The organism is Pseudomonas fluorescens (genome assembly GCF_902497895.1).
GTDB lineage: Bacteria > Pseudomonadota > Gammaproteobacteria > Pseudomonadales > Pseudomonadaceae > Aquipseudomonas > Aquipseudomonas fluorescens_BP.
This window is the reverse complement of the sequence record NZ_CABVHQ010000004.1, coordinates 12523-28234: the sequence shown is the minus strand read 5'-3', so window position 1 is coordinate 28234 and position 15712 is coordinate 12523. Positions and strand designations below refer to the sequence as shown.

Genomic DNA, 15712 nt, shown 5'->3' with positions numbered 1-15712 from the left:
CGGCTTTTTGCTATCTGATTTTTGATGAACTGGCAGTTCAGTGTTCTGAACAGAAGGGTTCGGCGCTAAACTGCCGGCCCCCGAACGCCACGGCCAAAACGAGGCTCACGCATGCAGTATCGCGACTTGCGCGACTTTATCAGCGGCCTGGAACAGCGCGGCGAACTCAAGCGCATCCAGGTTCCGGTGTCCCCAGTGCTGGAAATGACCGAGGTCTGCGATCGCACCTTGCGCGCCAAAGGCCCGGCCCTGCTCTTTGAAAAACCCACGGGCTATGACATTCCGGTGCTCGGCAACCTGTTCGGTACACCTCACAGAGTTGCCTTGGGCATGGGCGCCGAAGCGGTCAGCGAGCTACGGGAAATCGGCAAACTGCTGGCCTTCCTGAAAGAGCCGGAGCCGCCGAAAGGCTTGAAGGATGCCTGGTCGAAGCTGCCGATCTTCCGCAAGATCATCGCCATGGCGCCGAAGGTCGTTAAAGATGCGATCTGCCAGGAAGTGGTCATCGAAGGTGACGACGTCGATCTGGCCATGTTGCCGGTGCAGACTTGCTGGCCTGGCGATGTCGGCCCGCTGATCACCTGGGGCCTGACGGTCACCAAAGGTCCGAACAAGGACCGGCAGAACCTCGGCATCTATCGCCAGCAGGTCATCGGTCGCAACAAAGTCATCATGCGCTGGTTGAGTCATCGTGGCGGCGCGCTGGACTACCGTGAGTGGTGCGAGAAGCACCCGGGCCAGCCGTTCCCGGTTTCCGTGGCGCTGGGTGCGGATCCGGCGACCATCCTCGGAGCGGTTACGCCGGTGCCGGACAGCCTCTCCGAGTACGCCTTCGCCGGCTTGCTGCGCGGCAACCGCACCGAGCTGGTGAAATGCCGTGGCAACGACTTGCAAGTCCCGGCGACCGCCGAGATCATCCTTGAAGGCGTGATCCATCCGGGCGAGATGGCCGACGAAGGTCCCTATGGTGACCACACCGGCTACTACAACGAAGTCGACAGCTTTCCGGTGTTCACCGTCGAGCGCATCACCCATCGAATCAAGCCGATCTACCACAGCACCTACACCGGTCGTCCACCGGATGAACCGGCGATTCTCGGCGTGGCGTTGAACGAAGTGTTCGTGCCGATCCTGCAGAAGCAGTTCCCCGAGATCACCGACTTCTACCTGCCGCCGGAAGGGTGCTCGTACCGCATGGCCATTGTCACCATGAAGAAGCAGTATCCCGGTCATGCGAAGCGGGTAATGCTCGGTGTCTGGTCGTTTTTGCGACAGTTCATGTACACCAAGTTCGTTATCGTCACTGATGACGATATCAACGCCCGCGACTGGAACGACGTGATCTGGGCCATCACCACGCGCATGGACCCCAAGCGCGACACAGTGATGATCGATAATACGCCGATCGACTACCTCGACTTCGCCTCGCCGGTTTCCGGCCTGGGCTCGAAGATGGGGCTCGATGCCACGCATAAATGGCCTGGTGAAACCACCCGCGAGTGGGGCCGGGTTATCGTCAAGGATGAAGCGGTCACCCGCCGGGTCGATGCCATCTGGAATCAGTTAGGAATAGATTGATGCGTGTAACCTTGCAGCCGTCCGGAGCAGTGCTTGAGATATTGCCCGGTGAGCGGATCCTTGATGCGGCACGACGCCTGGGCTATGAATGTCCGCAGAGCTGCCGCAATGGCAATTGCCATGTGTGTGGCGCGCTGCTGGTTGAAGGGCGGGTGGAGCAGGCCGGTGATGTTCGTGATCACGGCGAGTTCTACACTTGCATAGCAGAGCCGCTGGAAGACTGCATCGTGCTGTGGGATGGCGTGCTTGCGCTGGGAGAATTGCCGGTGCGCAGTTTCTCGTGTCAGGTCACTCAATGCATTGAAGTCGGCGGCGATACCTGGCGGGTACGCCTACGGGCGCCAGCCGGCAAGCCGCCGCGCTATCACGCTGGTCAGTACTTGATGATCGAGCGTGAGAATGGCGAGAAATCCGCATTCTCCCTGGCCTCCGCGCCGCATTCGGGGCGTGAACTGGAAATCCATGTGTTGGCGCGCGAAAGCAGTGCGTTGAGCCTGATCGAGCAACTGCAGCGCAATACCATGGTGCGGATCGAGATGCCGTTCGGTGATACGCACCTGGCTGAACTGCCGGACGGCCCATTGGTGCTGATCGGCGCAGGCACCGGTATGGGCCAGATCCACAGCCTGATCGAACATTGCCGGTCCAAGGGCTTCAAACACCCGGTGCATCTGTACTGGGGCGTGCGGCGGCCGGAAGATTTCTATGAAATCGAGCACTGGGATGAGTGGCTGAAGTTGCCCAATCTGTTCCTGCACAAAGTTGTCAGCGATCTGTGCGGCTGGGAAGGGCGTTGCGGCATGTTGCATGAGGCGGTCTGTGAAGACATCGCCGACCTGAAGTCGGTGCATGTGTATGCCAGCGGTTCGCCGGCGATGGTCTACGGCACCCTGGACGCCTTGGTCAACGCTGGAATGGATGCTCATCAGATGCGGGCTGATGTATTTGCTTACGCGCCGCGATCTTGATCCGCGATTTTGATTCGAGATTCTGATCTCGTTCAGTCGTCAGTTTCCATATAACCCCCTATATAGCCTTTCGATATTTATCCAATCGGATAAATATCGTTAAGGTATATGCAGGAGTGCGCAAAATTTATTGGCACCTAACTTGCTCTGAAACTTATGTGTCTCGGGATTACAGCGGCGCGTTCTATTAAGTAACTCTTTTAATACGCGAGGAGCTGAACGCTATTCGCCATGACAGCCATCGAACCTGCTTTTTTGCATCCTCCATACCCGCCGCGGCTCGACCTGGGACCGCAGCTCACTCACGAGCAGTTAATGAGTTCGATGCAGGCCACTATGGGCCGGCACAAGGGAGGTCCGGTCTGGTTATTTGCCTACGGCTCATTGATCTGGCGTCCTGAATGCTCGGCGGTCGAACGGGTACGCGGGCGAGTGCATGGTTATCATCGTGGCTTATACCTGTGGTCTCACGAACACCGCGGCACCCCGGAAATGCCAGGACTGGTATTCGGTCTGGATCGTGGCGGTTCTTGCAGCGGCTTCGCCTATCGCTTGCCGGAAGATCAGCTGGAAGCGTCGCTCTACGCCCTTTGGCAGCGCGAGATGCCGTTCCCGTCCTATCGCCCACACTGGCTCAACTGCCGTCTCGAAGATGGAAGCCGGGTTCAGGCCCTGGGCTTTGTTCTGGAGCGGCACCTGCCCAGCTATGCCGGCAATTTGCCGGATCATGTGCTGAGCCAGGTGTTCGAAAGCGCTTGCGGACGTTACGGCACCACTCGCGATTATGTCGAGCAGACCGCCAGCGCCCTGCGTAGCCACGCTATGCCCGACCGGAATCTGGAGGCGCGGCTCAAGCGCTGCCAATCAAGCTTGGATCAGGCGATCGCTTCGCGACTCTGACTGGCGACTTGCTTGTGCCCCAGGGTCGGCGCCAGGAAGACCATGGCCAACAGGCAGGCACTCACCAGCAACACGAAGCCGCCATCCCAGCCGAAATGGTCCACGGTGTAGCCCATCGCTGCACTGGCGGCGACCGACCCACCCAGGTAACCGAACAGACCCGTGAAGCCGGCAGCGGTGCCAGCGGCTTTCTTCGGTGCCAGTTCCAGCGCCTGCAGACCGATCAGCATTACCGGGCCGTAGATCAGGAAGCCGATGGAGAGCAGTGCGATCATGTCAACCATTGGATTGCCCGCCGGGTTGAGCCAGTAAACCAGGGTCGCCACGGTCACCAGCGCCATGAACACCATGCCGGTCAGGCCGCGGTTGCCACGGAAGATCTTGTCCGACATCCAGCCGCACAGCAGCGTGCCGGGGATCCCTGCCCACTCGTAGAAGAAATAGGCCCAGGAAGTTTTATCCACGGTGAAGCCTTTGGCTTCCTTGAGGTAGGTCGGTGCCCAGTCCAGCACGCCGTAGCGCAGCAGGTAGACAAAGACGTTGGCCATGGCGATGTACCAGAGCATTTTGTTGCGCAGCACGTACTTGACGAAGATTTCCTTGGCGCTGAATTCATCTTCGTGGCTCGCATCGTAGCCTTCCGGGTAATCGTTCTTGTACTTCTCGATCGGCGGCAGGCCGACCGATTGCGGGGTGTCGCGCATCGCAACAAAAGCGAACACCGCCACCAGCAAGGCCACGGCTGCCGGCACATAAAACGCCGCATGCCAGTCGTTGAACAAGCCCATACCAAGCAGGAACAGCGGGCCGATCAGGCCACCGCCGACGTTGTGCGCAACGTTCCATACCGATACCACGCCGCCGCGTTCCTTCTGCGACCACCAGTGCACCATAGTTCGGCCGCTCGGTGGCCAGCCCATGCCCTGAGCCCAGCCATTGATGAACAACAGAATGAACATCATGGTCACGCTGGACGTCGCCCAAGGCGCGAAGCCGAAAACAAACATCACCCCGGCCGATACCAGCAAACCGAATGGCAGAAAGTAGCGCGGGTTGGAACGGTCGGACACCAGGCCCATGAGGAACTTGGACAAACCGTAGGCGATGGCAATCGCCGACATCGCCAGCCCCAGCTGACCACGGCTGTAGCCTTCGTCGATCAGGTACGGCATGGCCAGGGAGAAGTTCTTGCGCAGCAGGTAGTAACCCGCATAGCCGATGAAAATCCCGGCGAAGATCTGCCAGCGCAAGCGGCGGTAGGTGCTGTCTATTTTTTCTTCAGGCAATGGAGCCTGATGTGCGGCAGGACGAAAGAAAGCAAACATTCAAAGGCTCCAGATTTCTTGTTTTGACTGCGGATGCGAATGTTACAGTTTCGTTACCGAAAATAGCATCGCTTTACATGGGCGAAACAGCGGAAATCAGAGGGATTGCATGTTCTTTTACGAACATGTCGCTTAGATATAAGTGGAGGGCGTTGTGGGAAGAGTTACCACTCATTCGTTATGTGGGTGGGTAAACGCAACGTGGGGCTTGGCAGTGGGAAATCTCCTTCAAGCAAATGAGAAGCCATGGCATTTGCTGGGTCCCCGCACTGTTTTAACCTTTAGCACTCTTGCCAGGCTTGGCATCGGAGTCGAGAAGGGTGGTGTTATGCAGTGGTGGCTTGGGTTTGTTTTAGGATTTTTCATTCTTGTTGATAGCGCGGCAGCGCAGGTCACTCTGATTCCAGAGCACACTCCCAAGCCGGATTATCCCAGTGAGTTGTTCAGGAAAGGCGTCACGGGTGACGTCCGGATTGCGTTCACCGCCCATGCCGATGGCTCCGTCAGTGAGGTGAGGGCGCTGGAGAACTCTCATCCGCAACTGGCCGGGGCCGCCCTGGCCGCCGTGAGCCAGTGGCGCTTCAGACCGTGGACGGTCGATAGCGACAACCCCGCCGTAGTGGAGGTTGTCGCACCGATGGTTTTTCGACTCGACCTGGATTTACCCATTCACTTCAATAAATCGGTCAATAAGTGGAGATGCCGAGACTTTAATGAGGAGGCGCTTCGTTACCCGGAGTCATCGTGGGTCGATATGCCTGTGTTCAATTACACCCGAGGTTATCTGTCGAACGTGTTTCACACGACGCAATTGCCGGAAGCCGAGCGTCTGGCATTGATCGCCCGGCTCAATCGAAGTGTGCCGTACATTGTCAGGCAGTGCAGCACCAGTCCTACTTCCAGATATGTGCGTTTCCTGCCGGAGGAAATCCGCAAATTACTGTAGGGGTGGTCGATGAAAAGCGTCACTGAGGTCTGAACGACATCATCGGACGTTCAGACCGCTTGCGCGAACTCAGCGGCGAATTCAGCGAACCTGCACCACCACTTTCCCGACCGCCTTGCGCTGGCCGAGATCATTGATGGCTTGAGCCGCTTCGGCCAGCGGATAAACCTGCGACACCAACGGCTTCAACTTGCCCTCAGCGAACCAGCCAAACAACTGCTGGAAGTTCGCTGCGTTGTCCTGTGGCTGACGCTGGGCGAACGAGCCCCAGAACACGCCGACTACCGCTGCGCCTTTGAGCAGCGCAAGGTTGACTGGCAATTCGGGAATGCGCCCGCTGGCGAAGCCGACCACCAGCAGGCGGCCGTTCCAGGCGATGGCGCGGATGGCCTGGTCGAACAGGTCGCCGCCGACCGGGTCGTAGATCACGTCGGCGCCCTGGCCGTCGGTGAGGCGTTTGATTTCCTCCTTGAGGTTGGTTTCGCTGTAGTTGATCAGCTCATCGGCACCGGCGGCCTTGGCGACGGCGAGTTTCTCGGCGCTGCTGGCGGCGGCGATGACCCGGGCGCCCATGGCTTTGCCGATTTCCACGGCGGCGAGGCCGACTCCACCGGATGCGCCGAGCACCACCAGGGTTTCGCCGGGTTGCAGGTTGGCGCGTTGTTTCAGCGCGTGCATTGAGGTGCCGTAGGTCATGCTGAACGCGGCGGCGGTGTTGAAGTCCATGGCCGCGGGAATTGGCAGCACGTTATAGCCGGGCACCGCGACCTGTTCGGCGAAGCTGCCCCAGCCGGTGAGTGCCATGACCCGGTCGCCGACCTTGAGGTGGCTGACCTTTTCGCCCACCGCGCTGACCACGCCGGCCGCTTCGCCACCGGGGGAAAACGGGAAGGGCGGCTTGAACTGGTACTTGCCCTCAATGATCAGCGTGTCCGGGAAATTCACCCCGGCGGCGTGCACGTCCAGCAGGATCTCGTTCTTCTTCGCTTGAGGACTGGCGACTTCTTCCAGCACCAGCGTTTCGGCAGGGCCGAAGGCTTTGCACAGCACGGCTTTCATCAGGGCTATTCCTTTGGGAGTGATGGCCGATAAGTGTAGGTGTGTGAATCAAGTGGTCAACGAGCATGCCCGACCCTGATAGTCAGCCATAAGCTTGGTGCTTGGGCTCGCTTGGGCGGGTCGTTATTCTGGTGGCCAGTATTGGCTAGCCAAACAGGCCACTAGGCCGCAAACCGGATAAGGAGCGAACTGTGAAAGTGTGGATCATGTTGATGCTGGCCCTGTCTCTGCCAATGGCAGCGATAGCCGAAGAAGCCAAAGAGGGGACCGCACCGAAAGTCAGCTACATCAGCCTGAGCCCGCCCTTCGTTGGCAACTATGGTCTGGATGGCAGCCCGAAACTCAAGGTGTTCAAGGCCGATGTGGCCTTGCGGGTGACAGGTGATGAAGCGGCGCAGGCGGTGAAGGCCAATCAGCCCTTGATCCGCAATCAGTTGGTGGCGTTGTTTTCCCAGCAGACCACCGAGACCATGAGTAACGTCGAAACCAAGGAAAAGCTCCGCCAGGAAGCCTTGAAACAGACCCGGCAAGTGATGAGCGACGAAACCGGTAAGCCGATGGTGGATGATCTGTTGTTCAATAACCTGATTATTCAATAGCTGTTTTTCTACGGGAAACCCCACTATTCGGTACGCGCTCACCCGGTCTCTGCGGGTGTACTCGGTTGGCGTAGGAGCTGGCGCAGCCTGCGATCTTTTGGCGGTGCCGGAGTTGCCGAAGAGCAAGATCAAAAGATCGCAGCCTCCGGCAGCTCCTACGGGGGAATTTGTGTTTGCCCGCGCTCAGCGCAACGCCAAAACCGCCGCCCATTGCTCGGTGGTTACCGGCATCACCGACAGCCGACTGCCTTTCTGTACAAGAGGCAACTGCGCCAGCGCGGTCTGCTGTTTCAGATAGCCCAGGCTCAGGACTTTAGAAAAGGTCTCGGCATGGGCGACGGTGATCGCGCTCCAGGGATTTTTCTCGGAGCTGGCTTTAGGATCGAAATACACGCTTTCCGGATCCAGCGCGGTCGGATCCGGATAGGCCGCTTGGGCAATGCGCCCGATCCCGGCAATGCCTGGCTCAGGGCAACTGGAGTGATAGAAGAAAAACTCATCACCCTGCGCCATGGCCCGCAGAAAGTTGCGAGCCTGATAGTTGCGTACCCCGTCCCAGCGCGCTTCGCCGAGGGTCTCCAGGCCCTTGATCGAGAGTTCTTCCGGCTCGGATTTCATCAGCCAATAGGCCATCGTTTTTGCTCCTGGAGGGGAAGTGGACAGGTTGTCAGGCAATTTTATGACAAACCGACAGTCGGTTGACGCCAGCATTTGCGTGTCGGTTCACGTTACCGCAGAATGCCGGCCTTCTAAGCTTGACGCTGCTGCACGGCCTATAAAAAACCGCTGCTGTCATCGTGTGTGATTTGCCTGAAGGGGGGCAATCGATGAAACGCAAACCGGATTTACTATGGATTTTGGTTATTTTGTTCGGTTTGGGCGTCGTGACCACGGGTTATGCGCAGAGTCTGTGGACGATCCAGACCGAGGCCCCGATTTCAGTCGCAACGCAGCAGCAACCCCTCAAACCCTGACAGTGTTTAACGGACGCCGCTGACTCCAGTGGCGTCTACCCGGCGAAATACCACTTCTTGTCCGTGACCGTTCCTTGCAGCGGTACATCCCAGCTCGCCTGATCCAGTCGATCGACTTTCTGACATTCATGGGCCAGTCCCAGCAGCGTCGGCTTGCGCCAGGTTTTGCGCCGCGCCAGATACGCCAGGCTGCGGTCGTAGAAACCGCCGCCCATACCCAAACGACCGCCGAACTCATCAAAACCCACCAGCGGTAACAACACCAAATCCAGGGCCCAGACCTTGCGTTGTCGGGCCGTGCTGAATCGTGGCTCGGGAATGCCGAAACGATTGGGACGAAACTTTTCCCCAGGGCGAATGTGCTGGAACACCATCTTGGTCCGCGGCCAGGCACTGAGCACCGGCAGGTAGATGATCTTGCCCCGACGCTGCGCGGCACGCAGCAGCAGACGCGGATCAATTTCACCGTCGGCGGGTAGATACAGCGAGATGTGTCTGGCCCGGCGAAACAGAGGGTGCTGCGCCAGTTGTCGATAAAGCCCGCGGGCCGCTTCGCGTTGTTCACTGGGTGTGAGTTCGCGGCGGGCTTTGCGCAGCATGCGTCGAAGTTGCGGGCGGGAAAGCGGCGCAGGTTCGGTCATGGATTCTGGCTGATCAGGAGCGAGCGCGGCAGGATGGCGTACTCGTTAAAAGCCACTGCCAGTTTGCAGAACTGGCAGTGGGCAGGAATTCAGGCTCCCCGGATGAACCGCTGTCGACTTAGCCCTTGAACCCGAAAGTTCAAGGTGGAAGATGCAGTAGGCCTTAAGGCTTTCCGTCTAGCGGACATGCACACCGGCCCAACGTGCAACCTCCAGGGTAGTGCGAATCGGCTCAGGGACATCGCCAACTGGCAAGCACCCCAGGGAGTGGCGCGAGTATACCGCAACCACTCTCAGGAATCAGCCCTTGGTGACATCCGAATCGGTGGCGAGTACCAGATCGACACGTTCCAGCAGGTCGCGGACCTGCTCGCGGGTCGAGCCGCCGCTGGCCTGCACCTCGGAGCGCTCCTGGTTATGCAGCAGGTCATGGGTGATGTTCAGCGCGGCCATCACCGCAATGCGATCGGCACCGATGACTTTGCCGCTGCTGCGGATTTCGCGCATCTTGCCGTCCAGATAGCGGGCGGCGCTCACCAGGTTGCTGCGCTCTTCCTGGGGGCAGATGATTGAATATTCTTTGTCGAGAATCTGCACGGTAACGCTATTGTTTGAACTCATGAGTCTTGCTCCAGGGCCTTGAGGCGCGAAATCATGGATTCGACCTTACGCCGAGCGATTTCGTTCTTTTCAATGAGGTGAGCGCGTTCCTCGCGCCAGGTCTTTTCTTGAGCTAATAAGAGTCCGTTCTGGGTCTTTAGTTGCTCGACCCTGTTAATTAGCAGTTCGAGTCTGGCCATCAGCGCTTGCAGGTCGGTGTCTTCCATTGGGTTCCACTGGATTTGTCTGATGAATGGCACTGGCTAGGGTCAGTTTACGTCGTGTGACGAAAAAGACCCTAGGCAAACGAGTTGGCGCCCTCGATAGTCTTGGCGCGTCTGCCGATGCTAGGATACAAGGCCTTCATTCTAGACATTGCGCCGCTTGGCGCCTAGCAGCCCATGCCCATTCAGAATTCCCCGTATCACGCGTTCGCCACTCTGCTCAAAACCAGCGGCCATCCTGTCTCGCCTGCCGAACTGCATGGCTTGTTGCTGGGACGCAGCTGCGCCGGCGCCGGCTTTGAAGCCGACAGCTGGTTGGCGGATGCCGCCGAGCTCCTCGAAGGCGAACCACAAGACAACGTCCGCAACGCCTTGATCGGCCTGCAGGAGATGGTCAAAGGCGAACTGACCAGCGACGACATGACCGTTGTGCTGCTGTTGCCGTCCGATGACGCGCCGCTGACCGAGCGTGCCGAGGCCCTGGGCCAGTGGTGCCAGGGTTTCCTCGCCGGCTTCGGTCTGACCTACCGTGACAACGCCTTGAGCGCCGAAGCCACGGAAGTCTTGCAGGATCTCGCGGCCATTGCCCAGGTGCAAGACGCCCTGGAAGAATCCGACGACGGCGAAAGTGACTACATGGAGGTCATGGAGTACCTGCGGGTTGCGCCATTACTGCTGTTCACCGAGACCACCAAACCGGCTACAGCGCCTGCCAAGCCTTCGCTGCACTAATCGTTTGCCAGGGAAATCCATCTGCCCATGATTCATATCCCGAAATCGGAATACAGCCGGCGCCGCAAGGCGCTGATGGCGCAGATGGAACCCAACAGCATCGCGATTCTCCCGGCCGCCGCCGTGGCGATCCGCAACCGTGACGTCGAGCACGTCTACCGTCAGGACAGCGATTTCCAATACCTCAGCGGTTTCCCCGAACCTCAGGCAGTGCTGGTCCTGATGCCCGGGCGTTTACATGGTGAATACCTGCTGTTCTGCCGTGAACGCAACGCCGAACGCGAGTTGTGGGACGGTTTGCGCGCAGGACAGGAAGGCGCGATTCGCGACTTCGGTGCCGATGATGCCTTTCCGATCACCGACATCGACGACATCCTGCCAGGGCTGATCGAAGGCCGCGACCGGGTCTATTCGGCCATGGGCAGCAATCCCGAATTCGACCGTCATCTGATGGACTGGATCAACGTGATCCGCTCCAAGGCGCACCTCGGCGCCCAGCCGCCGAACGAATACGTTGCTCTGGATCATCTGCTGCACGACATGCGCCTGTATAAATCGTCGGCAGAGGTGAAGGTGATGCGCGAAGCTGCGCGGATTTCCGCTCAGGCGCACATTCGGGCGATGCAGGCCAGCCGTGCCGGTTTGCATGAGTTCAGCCTGGAGGCGGAACTGGATTACGAGTTCCGTAAGGGCGGGGCGAAAATGCCAGCCTATGGTTCGATCGTCGCCTCGGGGCGTAACAGTTGCATCCTGCATTACCAGCAGAACGATGCGCTGCTCAAGGACGGTGACCTGGTGTTGATCGATGCCGGTTGCGAGATCGACTGCTACGCCAGCGACATCACCCGGACCTGGCCGGTCAGCGGCAAGTTTTCTCCTGAGCAGAAGGCAATCTACGAGTTGGTGCTGGCTGCCCAGGACGCGGCATTTGCCGAAATCGCCCCGAACAAGCACTGGAACCAGGCCCATGAAGCCACAGTTCGGGTCATTACCGCGGGCTTGGTGGACCTTGGTTTGTTGCAGGGTAACGTCGACGAGCTGATTGCCAGCGAAGCCTACAAGGCGTTCTACATGCATCGCGCCGGCCACTGGCTGGGGATGGATGTGCATGACGTCGGCGAGTACAAGGTCGGTGGCGAATGGCGGGTGCTGGAAGTCGGCATGGCGCTGACGGTCGAACCGGGCATCTACATTGCACCGGACAATCAGAACGTAGCGAAGAAATGGCGCGGTATTGGCGTGCGCATCGAGGATGACGTGGTGGTGACCAGACAAGGCTGTGAAATTCTGAGCAAAGGCGTGCCCAAAACGGTCGCCGAGATCGAAGCACTGATGGCGGCTGCCCGGGCTCAGGCGGCATGAGTCGAGTCAATCTGGCAATCATTGGTGGGGGTCTGGTCGGTGCCAGTCTGGCGTTGGCCTTGCAGGCCGGAGCCAAGGCCCGCGGCTGGAAGATCGTGCTGATCGAACCCTTTGCGCCCGGCGACTCCTTTCAACCGAGTTATGACGCCCGCTCCTCGGCGCTGTCCTACGGCGCCCGGCAAATTTATCAGCGGCTGGGCCTGTGGCAGGAAATTTCCCGGCGTGCCGAGCCGATCAAACAGATCCATGTCTCCGATCGCGGGCGTTTTTCCACCGCACGGTTGTCGGCCATGGAGGAGGGCGTTCCGGCACTCGGTTATGTGGTGGAGAACGCCTGGCTCGGGCAATGCCTCTGGCAAGGCCTGGACAAGGACGTGATCAGTTGGCACTGCCCGGCTGAAGTCACGGGCATGGAGCCACTTGAAGATGGCTACCGCCTGACCCTCAACGATGAAACCACCCTCGACTGCGATCTGGCCGTTTTAGCCGATGGCGGCCGTTCGGGACTGCGCGAGCAATTGGGGATCGGCATCAAACAGCGCCCGTACAACCAGAGCGCGCTGATCGCCAACATTACCCCGAGCGAGTCCCATAACGGCGTGGCCTTCGAACGCTTTACCGATGATGGTCCAATGGCCTTGTTGCCGCTGCCGGATAACCGTTGCGCGCTGGTCTGGACCCGTATCGGCATGGACGCCAAGCGTCTGGCGAGCCTTGATGAGCGCAGCTTTCTCAGCGAGTTGCAGGGGGTCTTCGGCTATCGTCTGGGCACCCTCAAACAGGTCGGCGCGCGGCATCTTTATCCGTTGACGCTGGTGGAGGCCGAAGAACAGGTTCGTCCACACCTGACGATTCTGGGCAACGCCGCCCATAGCCTGCATCCGATTGCCGGTCAGGGTTTCAACCTGTCGCTGCGCGATGCCCAGGCATTGGCCGATGCCTTGCTGGCCAGCGAGAGCCCGCCGGGTGACTTCGCGACCTTACAGGCCTATCGGGAGCGGCAACGACTGGATCAGCTACTGACTATCGGTTTCTCCGATCAGGTCACCCGTTTGTTTGGCAGCGCGCAACCGTTGGTCGCTCTTGGGCGCAATATCGGCTTGCTCGGCCTCGATCTGCTGCCCCCGGCCAAACGCTGGTTCGCCCGACAAGCCATGGGCCTGGGCACCCCTCCCGATGTTTGAGTGGCTGATCCAGGGATTGCAGATTAATGACGACGGCGGCACGCGGGTGGCGCGGCTCGATAAACCCTTTTACGTGCGGCTCAAGCCGCAAACGAGACAGGCTTAAAGCATGGAATTGCGCGCAGATCTGCTGATTGTCGGGGCCGGAATGGTCGGGAGCGCCTTGGCGCTGGCGCTGCAGAACAGCGGGCTTGAGGTGCTGCTGCTCGATGGCAGCCCGTTGAGCGTCAAACCCTTTGATGCGCAGGCACCGTTTGAACCGCGGGTGAGCGCCTTGTCGGCAGCCAGCCAGCGGATCCTCGAGCGTCTGGGGGTCTGGGACGGCATCGCTGAACGGCGCACCAGTCCTTATACCGAAATGCAGGTATGGGACGGCAGCGGCACCGGGCAGATCCATTTCTCGGCGGCCAGCGTGCACGCCAAAGTACTCGGGCATATCGTCGAGAACCGTGTGGTCCAGGATGCCCTGCTCGAGCGTTTGCACGACTGTGATTTGGGCTTGCTGGCCAATGCGCGACTGGAGCAGATGCGCCGCTCCGGCGACGACTGGCTGCTGACCCTGGCCGATGGCCGAATGTTGCGTGCACCTTTGGTGATCGCGGCAGACGGTGCCAACTCGGCGGTGCGCCGTCTGACCGGTTGCGCGACCCGTGAGTGGGATTACCTGCATCACGCCATCGTCACCAGCGTGCGCAGTGCTCAGCCCCACCAGATGACCGCCTGGCAACGGTTTACCGACTATGGGCCGCTGGCCTTCTTGCCGCTGGAGCGCGACGGCCAGCACGATTGGTGCTCGATCGTCTGGTCGACCACCCCGACTGAAGCCGAACGCCTGATGGCGCTGGACGATGAAACCTTTTGCCGCGAGCTGGAACGGGCCTTCGAAGGCCGGCTGGGCACGGTGGTGAGCGCCGACCCGCGACTTTGTGTGCCGCTGCGCCAGCGTCACGCCAAGCGCTATGTGGCCGAAGGCCTGGCGTTGATCGGCGATGCTGCCCATACCATTCACCCGTTGGCCGGGCAGGGGGTCAACCTCGGCTTCCTCGACGCCGCGGTACTGGCCGAAGTGCTCCTGCAAGCGGCCAGCCGCGGCGAGCGCCTGGCGGATGTAAAAGTGCTCAGCCGTTACGAGCGTCGACGCATGCCTCACAATCTGGCGTTGATGGCGGCGATGGAAGGGCTGGAGCGGTTGTTCCAGGCGGATCCTTTGCCACTGCGCTGGTTGCGTAACACCGGCTTGAAGATGGTCGACCAGATGCCTGAGGCCAAGGCGTTGTTCGTGCGCCAGGCGCTGGGGCTGAGCGGAGATTTGCCGGAGCTGGCCAAGGCGTAGGAGCTGCCGCAGGCTGCGATCTTTTGCTCTTCGGCAATCAGTGGTGCGCCGGAAAAGATCGCAGCCTTCGGCAGCTCCTGCAGCAACATCTGGTAACTCCTCGGCGAACTGTTCGGTTGAGAAGCTAAATCCGAGTCACTATCATTTCATTTTCCTTTATTGCGAGAGACCGCCCTCATGCTGGCACCGAAGCGTCTACTGACTGCCCTGGCACTCACACTCATCGGTAGCACGGCCCAGGCGGCCGATGAAGTGGTGGTCTACTCCTCGCGGATCGATGAGCTGATCAAGCCGGTGTTCGATGCCTACACCCAGAAAACCGGCGTCCAGGTGAAATTCATCACCGACAAGGAAGCGCCGTTGATGCAGCGGATCAAGGCCGAGGGCGAAAACGCCAGCGCTGACCTGCTGCTCACCGTCGATGCCGGTAACCTCTGGCAAGCCGAGCAAATGGGCATCCTGCAACCCTTCACCTCCAAGGTGATCGACGCCAATATCCCGCTTCAATACCGTTCGTCCGCCCATCAGTGGACCGGTTTGAGCCTGCGGGCGCGGACTATTGCCTATTCCACTGCCCGGGTAAAACCGGCGGACCTGAGTACTTACGAGGCGTTGGCCGATAAGCAGTGGGAAGGCCGCTTGTGCTTGCGCACGGCGAAAAAGGTCTACAACCAGTCGCTGACCGCCACGATGATCGAAACCCATGGTGCGCAAAAGACCGAAAAAATCCTCAAAGGCTGGGTCAACAACCTGTCTACCGATGTGTTCTCCGATGACGTCGCGGTGCTCGAAGCAATCAACGCCGGGCAATGTGACGTTGGCATCGTCAACACCTACTACTACGGCCGTCTGCACAAGCAGAAGCCTGATCTGGCGGTAAAACTGTTCTGGCCGAACCAGGCCGACCGTGGCGTACACGTCAACCTGTCCGGCATAGGCCTGACCAGGCACGCACCGCACCCGGAAGCGGCCAAGGCGCTGGTGGAGTGGATGACCACACCAGAAGCACAGCGGATCTTCGCCGACATCAATCAGGAGTTCCCGGCCAACCCAAGTGTGCAGCCGTCGGCTGAAGTAGCGGGTTGGGGCAAGTTCGTGGCCGATACCTTGCCAGTGGAAGTGGCTGGCAAGCGTCAGGCCGAGGCCATTCGCTTGATGGACCGTGCTGGCTGGAACTGAGTCCGAGACCTTAAAGATCGCAGCCTGCGGCAGCTCCTACACCGAACGCGTACATTCACAAATGATGGGTGAAGCGAGGTTCCTGTAGGAGCTGCCGCAGGCTGCGAT

17 protein-coding genes and 1 other RNA gene are annotated in these 15712 nt (G+C 59.6%); 11 read left to right on the top strand and 7 right to left on the bottom strand.

Going from position 1 to position 15712, the window contains the following annotated elements:
* Positions 1-111 precede the first annotated feature (111 nt).
* The 3 genes from ubiD (at position 112) to F8N21_RS02875 (ending at position 3446) form a co-directional block, all read left to right on the top strand.
* Complete coding sequence (ubiD, locus tag F8N21_RS02885; protein WP_150640683.1) at positions 112-1578, top strand: 4-hydroxy-3-polyprenylbenzoate decarboxylase; 1467 nt, start codon at positions 112-114, stop codon at positions 1576-1578.
* The gene (locus F8N21_RS02880) at positions 1578-2546 is read left to right on the top strand and encodes a CDP-6-deoxy-delta-3,4-glucoseen reductase (RefSeq protein ID WP_150640682.1); all 969 of its coding nucleotides are present in this window, start codon (positions 1578-1580) and stop codon (positions 2544-2546) included. Before ubiD ends, F8N21_RS02880 begins: the two co-directional genes overlap by 1 nt.
* 231 nt (positions 2547-2777) lie before the next feature.
* On the top strand, positions 2778-3446 hold the full coding sequence (locus F8N21_RS02875; RefSeq protein ID WP_150640681.1) for a gamma-glutamylcyclotransferase: 669 nt from the start codon (positions 2778-2780) through the stop codon (positions 3444-3446).
* Here the strand turns inward: F8N21_RS02875 and glpT are convergent.
* Positions 3422-4771 carry a glycerol-3-phosphate transporter gene (gene glpT, locus F8N21_RS02870; RefSeq protein ID WP_150640680.1) on the bottom strand — a complete coding sequence of 450 codons (1350 nt, stop codon included), beginning with the start codon at positions 4769-4771 and terminating at the stop codon, positions 3422-3424. The genes F8N21_RS02875 and glpT overlap by 25 nt on opposite strands.
* Positions 4772-5099: 328 nt before the next feature.
* Between glpT and F8N21_RS02865 the strand changes: the two genes are divergently transcribed.
* Positions 5100-5717 carry an energy transducer TonB gene (locus F8N21_RS02865; RefSeq protein ID WP_150640679.1) on the top strand — a complete coding sequence of 206 codons (618 nt, stop codon included), beginning with the start codon at positions 5100-5102 and terminating at the stop codon, positions 5715-5717.
* 81 nt (positions 5718-5798) lie between these two features.
* Here the strand turns inward: F8N21_RS02865 and F8N21_RS02860 are convergent, their stop codons facing one another.
* Positions 5799-6776: an NADPH:quinone oxidoreductase family protein gene (locus F8N21_RS02860; RefSeq protein WP_150640678.1), complete on the bottom strand. Its 978-nt coding sequence runs from the start codon at positions 6774-6776 to the stop codon at positions 5799-5801.
* Between the two features lie 191 nt (positions 6777-6967).
* Here F8N21_RS02860 and F8N21_RS02855 point away from each other — a divergent pair, with 191 nt between their 5' ends.
* Positions 6968-7375 carry a flagellar basal body-associated protein FliL gene (locus F8N21_RS02855; RefSeq protein ID WP_150640677.1) on the top strand — a complete coding sequence of 136 codons (408 nt, stop codon included), beginning with the start codon at positions 6968-6970 and terminating at the stop codon, positions 7373-7375.
* Positions 7376-7558: 183 nt separating this feature from the next.
* Here F8N21_RS02855 and F8N21_RS02850 read toward each other — a convergent pair whose 3' ends face one another.
* Complete coding sequence (locus F8N21_RS02850) at positions 7559-8008, bottom strand: EVE domain-containing protein (RefSeq protein ID WP_150640676.1); 450 nt, start codon at positions 8006-8008, stop codon at positions 7559-7561.
* 194 nt (positions 8009-8202) lie between these two features.
* Between F8N21_RS02850 and F8N21_RS30380 the strand changes: the two genes are divergently transcribed.
* Positions 8203-8349: a hypothetical protein gene (locus tag F8N21_RS30380; RefSeq protein ID WP_191624171.1), complete on the top strand. Its 147-nt coding sequence runs from the start codon at positions 8203-8205 to the stop codon at positions 8347-8349.
* 35 nt (positions 8350-8384) lie between these two features.
* On the opposite strand, the gene F8N21_RS02845 is transcribed toward F8N21_RS30380, so the two are convergent.
* From F8N21_RS02845 to F8N21_RS02830, 4 genes are all read right to left on the bottom strand, one after another.
* Positions 8385-8990 (bottom strand): 5-formyltetrahydrofolate cyclo-ligase, encoded by a 606-nt coding sequence (locus F8N21_RS02845; protein ID WP_150640675.1) that lies wholly within the window; start codon positions 8988-8990, stop codon positions 8385-8387.
* A gap of 91 nt (positions 8991-9081) precedes the next feature.
* Positions 9082-9260: non-coding RNA, 6S RNA (gene ssrS, locus F8N21_RS02840), on the bottom strand.
* A gap of 30 nt (positions 9261-9290) precedes the next feature.
* Complete coding sequence (locus tag F8N21_RS02835; protein ID WP_150640674.1) at positions 9291-9611, bottom strand: cell division protein ZapA; 321 nt, start codon at positions 9609-9611, stop codon at positions 9291-9293.
* Positions 9608-9817, bottom strand: a complete 210-nt coding sequence (locus F8N21_RS02830) for a TIGR02449 family protein (protein ID WP_150640673.1) — start codon at positions 9815-9817, stop codon at positions 9608-9610. The genes F8N21_RS02835 and F8N21_RS02830 overlap by 4 nt, the downstream gene beginning before the upstream one ends.
* Before the next feature lie 174 nt (positions 9818-9991).
* On the opposite strand from F8N21_RS02830, the gene F8N21_RS02825 reads away from it, so the two are divergent.
* From F8N21_RS02825 to F8N21_RS02805, 5 genes are all read left to right on the top strand, one after another.
* Entirely contained in the window at positions 9992-10546 is a 555-nt protein-coding gene (locus F8N21_RS02825; RefSeq protein ID WP_150640672.1) for a YecA family protein, read from the top strand.
* A gap of 27 nt (positions 10547-10573) precedes the next feature.
* Entirely contained in the window at positions 10574-11908 is a 1335-nt protein-coding gene (gene pepP / locus F8N21_RS02820; protein WP_150640671.1) for a Xaa-Pro aminopeptidase, read from the top strand.
* Positions 11905-13092: a 2-octaprenyl-6-methoxyphenyl hydroxylase gene (gene ubiH / locus F8N21_RS02815; protein ID WP_150640670.1), complete on the top strand. Its 1188-nt coding sequence runs from the start codon at positions 11905-11907 to the stop codon at positions 13090-13092. Before pepP ends, ubiH begins: the two co-directional genes overlap by 4 nt.
* A 115-nt stretch (positions 13093-13207) precedes the next feature.
* Positions 13208-14425, top strand: a complete 1218-nt coding sequence (locus F8N21_RS02810; RefSeq protein WP_191624175.1) for a 2-octaprenyl-3-methyl-6-methoxy-1,4-benzoquinol hydroxylase — start codon at positions 13208-13210, stop codon at positions 14423-14425.
* Between the two features lie 177 nt (positions 14426-14602).
* Positions 14603-15604 carry an extracellular solute-binding protein gene (locus F8N21_RS02805; protein ID WP_150640668.1) on the top strand — a complete coding sequence of 334 codons (1002 nt, stop codon included), beginning with the start codon at positions 14603-14605 and terminating at the stop codon, positions 15602-15604.
* Positions 15605-15712 lie beyond the last annotated feature (108 nt).